7 protein-coding genes are annotated in these 11,805 nt (G+C 48.4%); 5 read left to right on the forward strand and 2 right to left on the reverse strand.

The genetic code is table 11. From position 1 onward, the window contains the following. The 3 genes from HRU21_06425 to HRU21_06435 all read left to right on the forward strand — a co-directional run. On the forward strand, positions 1-4,717 hold a 4,717-nt coding region (locus HRU21_06425), incomplete at its 5' end, for an Hpt domain-containing protein (protein ID NRA41931.1). 4 nt (positions 4,718-4,721) lie between these two features. After that, positions 4,722-5,702, forward strand: a complete 981-nt coding sequence (locus tag HRU21_06430) for a chemotaxis protein CheB (GenBank protein NRA41932.1) — start codon at positions 4,722-4,724, stop codon at positions 5,700-5,702. 12 nt (positions 5,703-5,714) lie between these two features. After that, positions 5,715-6,233, forward strand: a complete 519-nt coding sequence (locus HRU21_06435; GenBank protein NRA41933.1) for a chemotaxis protein CheW — start codon at positions 5,715-5,717, stop codon at positions 6,231-6,233. A gap of 2 nt (positions 6,234-6,235) precedes the next feature. On the opposite strand, the gene HRU21_06440 is transcribed toward HRU21_06435, so the two are convergent. Beyond that, entirely contained in the window at positions 6,236-6,976 is a 741-nt protein-coding gene (locus tag HRU21_06440) for a 16S rRNA (uracil(1498)-N(3))-methyltransferase (protein ID NRA41934.1), read from the reverse strand. A gap of 180 nt (positions 6,977-7,156) precedes the next feature. Here HRU21_06440 and HRU21_06445 point away from each other — a divergent pair, with 180 nt between their 5' ends. Next, a complete protein-coding gene (locus HRU21_06445) occupies positions 7,157-9,247 on the forward strand; it encodes an elongation factor G (protein ID NRA41935.1) in 2,091 nt (696 codons plus the stop codon). 153 nt (positions 9,248-9,400) lie between these two features. Next, on the forward strand, positions 9,401-10,759 hold the full coding sequence (locus tag HRU21_06450) for a cytochrome P450 (protein NRA41936.1): 1,359 nt from the start codon (positions 9,401-9,403) through the stop codon (positions 10,757-10,759). A 37-nt stretch (positions 10,760-10,796) separates the two neighbouring features. Here the strand turns inward: HRU21_06450 and HRU21_06455 are convergent. Then, a partial coding sequence (locus HRU21_06455) for a DNA repair protein RecN (GenBank protein ID NRA41937.1) occupies positions 10,797-11,805 on the reverse strand: 1,009 nt, incomplete at its 5' end.

Consider the following 11,805-nt stretch of genomic DNA (forward strand, 5'->3'; position numbering starts at 1 on the left):
GGCATTGCAAAACGCCGAAATAGTTGTCGATACATCAGATGCAGCGGCATTGTTAGAGGTCGCTAATGACCCTGAAGTTGCAACTGCGGCCGTGGTAACTGACGACTCAGTAGTCGAAGAGGTAGCAGAAAACGAGGCGGGAGTCGTTGCACTAGATATCGAGCAGGCTGATTCTGCATTGAATCTGGTCGAGTCTGACGCGTTAGTCAGCGCAAATTTTCAGTCTGAGTTTGAATCTGAGCCTGAAATTGATTTTGAAGCAGAGCGGCATGCAGCAGCTGTGCATGATGAGCAAAGCAATGAGACAGATATAACTGAGGTCGAGCCTGCAGCATTATTGCCATCAGAGCCAATCGCAGAGCAGAATTTTGATGAAGAAATTGTCGGCATTTTTATTGAGGAAGCCACTGTGCATATCCGATGCCTCAGTGACTACCTTGCCGACTTAGAACCTGCGTTTAGTGATATTACTATCAGTCATGACTTGCAGCGCGCCTTTCACACCTTAAAAGGCAGTGCACATATGGCTGAAATGCAAACGATGGCGCGGCTTACCTCGCCATTAGAGCAGATCGTTAAAGACTTAGCCAATTACCAAATTGCCGTTGACGCTGATATTTTGGCCATACTCATGCAGGCTGAAACAATCCTGTTAGACGAGCTGCAGGCCATTGCCGAATATAAAACCGTTCACCACCAGCGTGTTGAGGGTTTCCTTGCCGATTTAGACGCCTTGCATCAGCAAAAAATTTGCACCAGCAGCAGTAGCGATGATGCGGTGCAACATGACAAGCAGTTTGAGATGATCAACGAAGCGCTGCGATGTATGACTGCGCTTGAGGCAATCAATCATTCACTTCAGGCGCAAGGTGCTGATTCTACGACAACTGCCGATGCGCCAGCATTGCTAGATGATTTATCCATCAGTGCAGCCCAGAATAATTATCCTGAGTTGGCTGAGTTAGCCAGTGCGCTGTCGGCATTTTATCAGCAGTTGTTGCCAATACAGGCTGGTCCCGAACAATTTGAATCTGTAGCCGACTTATTAGAGCAAACCTTTGATGGTTTAGAAAGTATGCTGGACTTGATTGCGGCAAATCAGAAGCTATTGGCTGCCGATGATCTCGTAGCAAGGCTTGAAGACTATCAGTTTACAGCCCTGGATGCACCTGGCGATGAAGCTGACATCACAGACGCTCCTTCAGATGCAGCATTAGGTGATGAGCTATTGCCTGAACAGACACCTGAGCAAGCGGCTGAACAAGCTATTGAAGCAAGCGCTGAGCAAGATATTGAATTGGCACTAGACGAAACCGTCGCTGTCAATGCGGAAATCAGTGATGGCCCAGCTTCCGAGCTTACGGCTGACAATACCAATAAGCTCGCAACGGTCACTAATGATGAAGTCCTGCGTTTTGCACAGCAGTTCTTGGCCGCTGACGATGAAATGTTAGATATTTTTCTCGAGGAAGCCAGAGAGCTGCATGATGAGTTAGATGATCTGGTGTCCTTATGGGTGGCTGAGCAAGGCGAATGTCCGAATATAGACGCTGTGTTGCGTAATCTTCATACCTTTAAAGGTGGTGCAAGATTGGCGGAGCTATCGGTTATGGGCGACTTAGTGCATGACTTTGAATCACTGATCGAATCGCAGCAGATAAAACAGCAGTATGATGCAGCTTTTTTTGCCCAACTCGATGATTTTCAGCTACGCTTAGGCCAACTGATGTTGGTAGCGGATCAACCGACAGATTCTGTGCTGTCGGTCAGCGAGAGTTTATCGCATTCGAGCTTGGCTGCTCAAGATGATGAGCATATCCATACTGCTGAGAGTGCAGCCTCAAATGCGCAACCATTGTCGTCTCAATCAGAACTTGATGTTGATGCCTTATTGCAAGAAGTATCTGCTGCAGACCCTGAAACCCTCGAGATATTCACCGAAGAGGCAAAAGCCTTAGTCGATGATTTAGATCGTGAAATCCAAAGCTGGCAAGGCAGTCATTCGAATGAGTCGAATGCGTCAGTGATAGATGCGGTGAAGCGACATTTGCATACGCTGAAAGGTGGTGCGCGTTTATCATCGTTGTCGCGACTCGGTAATCTATGTCATGAATACGAAGCCTTCATTGAACAGTATGAGCTTACACAGCAGTTTGATCAGTCATTCTTTGATCAGCTCAGCTTTCAGCAGCAACAGCTGAATCGTGGTTTTGATGCACTATTGAGTTATGAGCCAGAAGTTGATACTGCGCCAGATACCTCTTTAGTCGAGCCAGTTGCTACACAGCAAGCATTTGTAGCGAGTCAAACCTTGGTGGTTGATCAAGATGTAGCCTTAGATGTTAATGATATCGAAACCACGCTGCAGCTTGACTTACACGATATTGATACCGAATTAATGGCATTGTTTATTGACGAGGCTAACGATCAATTAGCCGGTATCGATGCCTCGATTGCTGAGCTGCAGGCACAAGGCGATTTCGCAGCCGCCATTGAAGAGATGAAGAGGTTGCTCCATACCTTAAAAGGTGGTGCCAGGGTCAGCGGCATGGCAGAGGTGGGTGATGTCAGTCACGACTTTGAGACCTTTGTTATCAATGCAGAGCGGGATAAGCAACTTGACTCACCCGCTTTTATTGAGCAGGTGCAAGAGTATCAAGATAATTTAACCGGCTTATTAAAAGAAGTTGAACGCGTCACTGAATTATTAAGCTCAGCTGCGAAACAATCGATTAGCCAAACCAGTAATGTGGTACCCATTCGAGCCGATCTCGATGTGTCCGTGCTGAATACTAAGGTGAGTCAAGCTGCGATTGACGTCACCCGCAGCTTTGTTGAGAGTTTAAATAAAGACAAGGCAGGCGTTAGTGCCGATCAAATCAAGCTCTCGCCAGATCAGTTGCAGAGTATGATAAACCTTGCCGGTGAAAATCTTATCAGCCGATCACGTGTCGAGGAAGTAATGAGCGAGATGGGCTTTTCACTGGATGAGATGGATGGCACGGTAGACCGTATTCATGGCCAGCTGCGGCGGATGGAAATTGAAACCGAGGCGCAAATCACATCACGTTATGAGCAGATGGAAGTGGAAGGCCAGGAAAGCTTTGATCCGCTTGAGATGGACCGCTACTCATCGATGCAGCAGTTGTCAAAATCGCTGATTGAATCTGCCTCTGACTTAGACGATATCGCTGAAACTATCAGTGGCAAGATGCGTGATATTGAGACCATTTTACTGCAAATGGGTCGCACTAATAATGAGCTGCAAGAAGGCTTGATGCGCGCGCAAATGGTGCCATTTTCAAGAATGGTTCCACGGCTTCGCCGAATCGTTAGGCAGGTTGCCAACGAGCTAGGCAAAAAAATAGAGTTTACCGTGGAAAATGCCGAGGGTGAACTTGATAGAACCGTATTAGACAGAATGATAGCGCCGCTAGAGCATATGCTTAGAAACGCTGTCGATCACGGTATTGAAAATACCTCGCAGCGGGTGTCCTCAGGTAAATCTGAGGTCGGTAATATCACCTTATCGTTAATTCGTGAAGGTGGTGAAGTTGTGTTGACGCTGGCCGATGATGGCGCCGGTATTAATATTGACGCGGTTCGTCAAAAAGCGATTGAGCGTGGCTTACTCGATCCAAACCTGCAGCTTTCTGAGCAAGAAATCGCGCAGTTTGTTCTTCAGGCAGGGTTTTCCACTGCTGAGCAAGTGACGCAAATATCCGGTCGAGGTGTCGGCATGGATGTTGTCCACTCTGAGATAAAACAAATGGGTGGCTTGATTGAGATTGAGTCGGCTGCAGGTAAGGGCACGCGCTTTATCGTCAGATTGCCATTTACCGTTTCGGTCAACCGAGCATTAATGGTTGTAAGCGGTGGTAACACCTATGCTATTCCACTTAACACTATAGACGGTATTGTTAGGGTTAGCCCGTACGAGTTAGAAGCGTATTATCAGCCTGATGCGCCACCCTTTGAGTATGCCTCGCAGCAGTACAATTTACGGTATATGGGCGAGCTGCTTCAGCAGTCTAACGGCGCTAATCTTGAAGGTAAAACTGCTCCGCTGCCGGTGATTCTGGTTCGCTCATCAGATTACAGCGTTGCGGTGCAGGTTGATCATCTGCTGGGCTCGCAAGAGGTTGTGGTGAAATCACTTGGGCCGCAATTTAGCATGGTTGAGGGGCTTACCGGTGCCACGGTGATGGGTAACGGTGACGTCGTGGTCATTCTTGATATGTTGGCGCTGATTCGTGAAGAGAGCCAGCGTCAACGCATTGACCGCGTTGCAGAGCCTTCTTTGGACGAGGTGCAGGCTGAGCATGATCGAGTGCTGAAAATTATGGTTACCGATGATTCGGTAACGGTAAGAAAGGTCACCTCCAGATTCTTAGAGCGCTATGGCTTTGAGGTTGTGCTTGCCAAGGATGGACAAGATGCGGTGACGCAGCTTGCTGATATGGAGCAGCTACCAGATTTAATGTTGCTGGATATTGAAATGCCGCGTATGGATGGCTTTGAAGTGTTAAGCCGAGTTCGGCGAAACTCAGCGCAGCAGCACATACCCATTGTGATGATTACTTCAAGAACCGGCGATAAACATCGTGAAAGAGCCATTTCCTTAGGAGCCAGCCGCTATCTTGGCAAACCGTTCCAAGAAACTGAGGTGCTGCGGGTAATCTCAGAGCTAACAGGTGCCGAGATTTTAGAGGCTTGATGGCATGTCCGATCAAACAGCTTTGCAGTCTCATGAACTTGGCCAGTATACCATAGGCATTGTTGCTGATTCTGCGGCTGAGCAAATGCAGCTGCGCGCTGTTGTCGATCAGCTCGGGCAAAAAGTGAGTTATGCGCTAACGCCAGATCAAACGCTAGATTCCACGCCCTTATCTCCCTCGCTGTGGCTGGTTGTCAGTAAGGACGCTGCCGACGTTTTTGACGCTCTTGTGGAGTGGTCGGAGTCACCGATTTTTATTGCAGAGGATATGCCGTCAAGTGATGATGGACTGATCTTTCAGCAATGGTCGCAGCGACTGCAACAAAAGCTCAGCAAAGCTTTAGCTGCTGCGCCAACTGCTGTGGAAAGCGATCAAACTGCCGCGGACGTCATGCAAGAGACCTGGCAAGAGGTTTGGGTGTTAGCTTCTTCATTGGGCGGGCCTGAGGCAGTGCGCGTATTTTTGCAGCACCTGCGAGAAGATCTGCCGGTAAGCTTTGTCTATGCTCAGCATATTGAAGAAAATTTTGATGAAATGCTGCCTGGTGTTGTCGGTAAACATTCATCGCTAGAGGTGACGTATTGTGGCCCCAGTGAAAAGCTCAGAAAAGGTGTGGTGACTGTGATTCCATCGCATAATCCGATTATGGTTAACGCCTTTGGCCGCATTGATTATTTGCTAAACCAGAGTTGGAATAAACCTTATTCGCCGAATATAGACCAGATTATCGATAATTTGGCAGAGCATTTTCACGATCGTTTGGGTGTAATTGTTTTCAGCGGCATGTGTGACGATGGCGCTAAAGCAGCGCTAGCGGCTAAAGATAAGGCGAATATACCGCTCTGGGCGCAAGCGCCAGAGGAGTGCATTTGTGCCGCGATGCCAGAATCGGTAATCGCCTCTGGCCAGGTTGACGAAGTTGCCACCGCGAAAGTGCTGGCAGAAAAACTGAATCAACGTTTTTTTCCTGCAACTGAATTTTAGAAGTTACTCCCTATGGCAGATACTAGCTCAGATACCAACATCGATACCAACACCGAGAACGCCGCAAACACGATACTGCCTACCATGAGCTGTGCAATTGAGGGGCAGTCTGTGCTATTGCCCGGCATTGCAGTGGCAGAGGTTATCGATTATGAGCTGGGGCTGCAAAACTATGCTGACGATGCGCCCGACTGGTTGCTCGGCAAGCTCAATTGGCGAGGTTTACAAATACCCTTGGTATCTTTAGAAGGCTTAGACCACGCAGGCTTTTTTAGTCAGCAAAAAAGTTTAAAAATCGTGGTCGTAAATGCCTTGTTTAATTTAAGCGAGATCGCCTATTGGGGTTTTGTCGCACTAGAGACGCCTAAGCTGCATCGAATTTCAGCGCAAAATCTCTTGCCCAGTAATGAGAGCTTAAACGGCGCAGTGATCAGCATGCAGGCCGAGCTTGATCAGCACATGCATGGTATTGTTAATCTTGAGTCAGCTGAGCAGCTCATCCAGGAAACGCTGCAAGCGCTGCTGAAATAAGTCTACCATTCGCCCGCCAGTGCTTTGATGGCGCCGCATACGGCAATCGGTGCTGTTTCAGCGCGCAGCACATGACCATCAAGCGTAATGTTCAAGCCACCAACAGCCTCGGCTGCGACAACTTCTTGCTCGGTAAAGCCACCCTCAGAACCAAAGCAGCAATATAGCGTATTCGGCAAAGTAGATTGCTGGCCAAATAAGTTACTCAAGGTGCTGCCTGCGCGTGGGTGAAACATCAAGATTTGCCCCTGATCCAGCGTTTTTAGACTATCGCTAAATGTGTTAATCGGGTTGATGCTGGGTAATCGGTTGCGGCCAGATTGTTCACAGGCGCTGATGGCCACGTGCTGCCACTGCCGCAATTTCTTTGCCTGTCGCTCGGTGTTGATTTTCACATCGCTATTGCTGGTAATAATGGGGCTAATCGTATCTACACCCAATTCCGTCGCTTTCTGAATAATCAGCTCCATCTTATCGCCTTTCGACAGGGCGATAAGTAAATGTAGCTTCAGCCTGCTATGGCTATTATCAGCTTGAAAATCCAGGCAACGAACTTGCACCTGTTTTTTTTGAAGTGTAGTAATGTGTGCCTGAAAACTGCCGCCCTGACCATTAAACAATTCAATAGGGTGGCCTTCATTGAGACGAAGCACGCGGCTCAGATGCTGACTGGCTTGCTCTTCCAGCGTAATGACTTCTCCTTCCTGCAGTACTTGATCGGTATAAATTCTTGGAATGCGCATAGGTGAATAGTCAACGGGATGGGCTAAAAGAACGATTTTGGCAAAGAACCGCAGAATAACCAAGCGGTCATAAAAAATTCATATCGCGATTTAAAATTTTTAGCACTCTGCTGGCAATTTGTTGTATACTGCCGCGCTATTTTTATACCTTAACCCCTTGAGTATCGAGAGAATCCAGCAATGACTGATTTAGCACTCTACAGAAATATCGGTATCTTCGCGCACGTTGACGCGGGTAAAACCACTACCACAGAGCGTATTTTGAAGTTAACCGGTAAAATCCATAAAACTGGTGAAGTTCATGACGGTGAATCAACAACAGACTTTATGGAACAGGAAGCAGAGCGTGGTATTACCATTCAGTCTGCTGCGACCACGTGTTTTTGGAAAGATCACCGTTTAAACATTATTGATACTCCAGGACACGTTGACTTCACCGTTGAAGTGTATCGTTCATTAAAAGTACTTGATGGCGGTGTTGGTGTTTTCTGTGGTTCTGGTGGTGTCGAGCCGCAGTCAGAAACAAACTGGCGTTATGCCAATGAGTCAGAAGTTGCGCGTATTATTTTCGTCAACAAATTAGACCGTGTCGGTGCTGACTTCTTGCGCGTTGTGAAGCAAGTTGAAGACGTGCTAGGTGCTAACCCATTAGTTATGACCTTACCAATTGGTCGTGAAGACACCTTCTCTGGTGTCGTTGATGTNCTCAATAAAACGGCTTACCAATGGGACGATTCTGGTCTGCCAGAAAACTTTGAGATAATTGATATCCCTGCCGATATGGTCGACTTAGTGGAAGAGTACCACGAGAAGTTGATCGAAACGGCGCTAGAGCAAGATGAAGACCTTATGATGGAGTACCTCGAAGAAGGTACAATGCCATCAATGGATGATATTAAGCGCTGCATTCGCGAAGGCACGCGCAAGCTAGACTTCTTCCCAACCTTCTGTGGTTCTGCGTTTAAGAATAAAGGCGTGCAGTTGGTGCTGGATGCGGTCGTTGATTACCTACCAAGCCCAACTGAAGTTGATGCGCAGCCATTGACTGACTCAGATACTGGCGAACCTACCGGTGAAGTCGCTACTGTATCTGCCGATGAGCCTTTCCGTGCCCTAGCATTTAAAATCATGGACGACCGATTTGGCGCCCTTACTTTTATCCGTGTCTACTCAGGCGTGATGAACAAAGGCGATACCATTCTTAACTCATTTACCGGTAAAACCGAGCGTATTGGCCGTATGGTTGAAATGCACGCAGACGAGCGTACCGAGTTAGATAGTGCACAAGCGGGCGACATTATCGCAGTTGTTGGTATGAAGAATGTGCAAACCGGCCATACACTGTGTGACCCTAAAGCGCCATGTACCCTTGAACCCATGATCTTCCCAGATCCTGTTATCTCGATTGCGGTAACGCCTAAAGATAAAGGCTCTACTGAGAAAATGGGTGTGGCGATTGGTAAAATGGTGGCTGAAGACCCATCGTTTGTGGTTGAAACCGACGAAGACTCGGGCGAGACCATTCTCAAAGGTATGGGTGAGCTGCACTTAGATATCAAAGTTGATATCTTAAAGCGTACCTACGGTGTTGAATTAGAAGTCGGTCAGCCTCAGGTTGCTTACCGTGAAACGATCACCATGCCAGTTGAAGACACCTACACACACAAGAAACAGTCGGGTGGTTCAGGTCAGTTTGGTAAGATCGACTACCGCATCAAGCCAGGTGAGCAAAATACTGGCTTTACCTTCAACTCGACCGTTGTTGGCGGTAACGTACCAAAAGAATTCTTCCCGGCGATCGAGAAAGGCTTTAAAGGCATGATGGATGAAGGTCCATTAGCTGGCTTCCCTGTGCTTGACGTTGATATTGAGCTATTCGACGGTGGCTATCACGCGGTAGACTCCTCGGCTGTTGCCTTTGAAATTGCAGCCAAAGGTGCATTCCGCCAATCTATGCCAAAAGCGGGCCCTCAGTTATTAGAGCCTGTGATGAAGGTTGATGTATTTACCCCAGATGATCACGTAGGTGATGTTATCGGCGACTTAAACCGTCGTCGTGGCATGATCAAAGATCAGGAAGCGGGTGTAACCGGCGTTCGTATCAAAGCTGATGTGCCGTTATCAGAAATGTTTGGTTATATTGGTCACTTACGTACGATTACTTCAGGCCGTGGTCAGTTCTCTATGGAGTTCTCACACTATGCAGCCTGCCCACAAAATGTGGCAGACGAAGTAATCGCAGAGGCGGCAGCTAAAAAAGCGGAAGGCTAATTTAGCAGACCTTACCAGCGTTTAACAAACCCAGCCATTGGCTGGGTTTTTTTATGCCTATACTGAATGCAGGTTCAGATACGCTGAGCGGCAGTGTTTATTTGCCGCAATAGCTGCGATAATCTGGAAAAATATAAAAATATGGAATCAGCTATGGATTTAAGCTACCAACAACGCCCAGCCAATCAAGATTTAAGCCATATCAGCGGTGAGCGCGGGCTGCCGTTTTTAGGCAATATACTGACCATAGGCTATAACCCCTATAGTCTGGTCGACCGTTTGTATAAACAGCATGGCCCTGTGGCCAAATTTAATATGCTCAATCAGCCGGTGTTAATGATTACCGGTGCTGATATTAACCAGATGATATACCTTGATCGTGATAAAAACTTCTCTGCCATGATGGGCTATGAAGAATCGCTGGTGGAGTTTTACAAAGGCGGCTTGCTGGTGCGCGATTTTGATGATCACAAGCTGCACCGCCGCATGTTCCAGACGGCGTTCAAAAACGACATTATGCGCCGCTACACCGAAAGCATGAATGAGGTTATCGAGGCCAATATCAGCACCTGGGCTGATCAGCCGAATTTTCATTTTTTCCCAAATATTAAGCGCACGCTGTTAGACATTGCCGGCCGAACATTTCTCGGTATTGACGATTTTCAGGGTGAAGAGGCGAAGCATATATCTGAGGTGTTTGAAGACATTACCTTGGGTATGATGGGTATTATTCGTTGGGACTCGCCGCTGGTGCCGTTTACGAAATGGCGCAAAGGTAAGCAGGCGATGCGCTTTATGGAAAATTACTTAATCAGCCAAATTGAAGAACGTCGCGCATCTGACAAGCATGATATGTTTAGCCTGATCTGCCAAGAAACCGATGAACAAGGTAATTATTTTTCTAACGATGATATTGCCGCCCACATCAACTTCTTATTATTTGCGGCGCACGATACCACCACCTCAAATCTCAGCTATATCATGCAGTATCTGGGGCAAGACAAGGCGATTCAGCAGCAAGCCAGAGAGCAAAGCCAAGCCAAAAATAAGCCGTATTTAGTGTTTGATGATCTGAATGATATGAGCGCGCTGCAAAATATTCATTATGAGGCCTTACGTATGCACCCCTCAGTGATGATGATGGCAAGACGCACGCTTAAAGATTGCGAAATTGACGGCACCTTTGTGCCTGCCGATACGGTGCTGAATATATTCCCACAATACGTTCACATGATGGCAGAGCACTGGGATCACCCAGAGCGTTTTGATCCCGATCGCTTCTCACCCGAGCGCGCTGAGCATAAGCGCCACCCGTTTCAATTTGTGCCATTTGGTGGCGGTGCACATAAATGCATCGGCCTACACTTTGCCGGCATGATTGTGAAGTGCGTGATGCATCAAATGCTGCTGCGCTATGAATGGGAAGTGCCTGCAGGCTATCAGCCAGAGCATCAGGTGTTTCCGATGCCGAAACAAAAAGATGATCTGCCGCTACGGTTAACGGCACTGTAGTTTTAGCGGCGCAAGCAGTTAGCTTAATTGTCCGGTGTTACACCGCATCGGCAAGCGTTGCTGATGCAGCGCGATCAAGCATATCTTGCGCATGCTGGCGCGTAGCATCGGTGATATCGACACCGCCTAACATGCGCGACAGTTCATCTAGCCTGCCTGCCTGCGACAAACAATTGACCTCGGTGTGGCTACGCGCCTGATGCAGGTATTTTGCCACTAAAAAGTGCTGATCGGCCTGTGCTGCCACCTGCGGCTGATGGGTAACCGAGATCACCTGTGCGCGTTGACCAAGATTATGCAGCAATCTGCCTACCACCTCAGCGGTGGCGCCGCCAATGCCCACGTCAACCTCGTCAAATACTAGCGTAGGAATGGTTGAGGCAGTTGCGGTAATCACCTGAATCGCCAAGCTGATACGCGAAAGCTCACCGCCTGAGGCAACTTTTTGTAAGGCCTGTGGCGGCTGGCCCGGGTTGGTACTGACTAAAAATTCAAGCCGTTCAAGCCCGAGTGCCGATGTGCGCGTGGCATCTGTATGCAGTGCGCACTGAAATTCACAATGCTGCATGCCAAGCACGGCTAATTCAGACTGAATGGCTTGGGTTAGCTGCTTAGCCGCGCGCTGTCGCACGGCGGTTAACGCCTTAGCATGTTCAAAGTATGCGGCTTGTTGCTGCTGTGCAGCTGCGTTAAGCGTTTCAAGCTGCTGATCGGCCGTATCAAGCGCGGCAAGCTCATCGCTCAAATGCTGTTGCTGCGCTAGCAGTGCATCGGCGGCTACGCGATGTTTACGCGCCAGCTGATGAAACTGTGCTAAGCGTGCCTCAACAGCTGGCAGCTCATCGGCATTGCCCAGCCCCTCGCTCGCATCGCGCAGCAAAAAGCCGGCCTCCTCAATTTGAATTTGCGCCGACTGCAGCAGCTGCTCTGCGCCCTGCAAGGCCTCGCTGTGCTGGCCGAGCGGCGTTAAAAGATGCAGGCACTGGCTAAGCTGTTGCTGAATATTATTATCAGCATCGCTGCACCATTGCTGGGTTTGATAACAG

The organism is Pseudomonadales bacterium (assembly GCA_013215025.1).
GTDB lineage: Bacteria > Pseudomonadota > Gammaproteobacteria > Pseudomonadales > DT-91 > DT-91.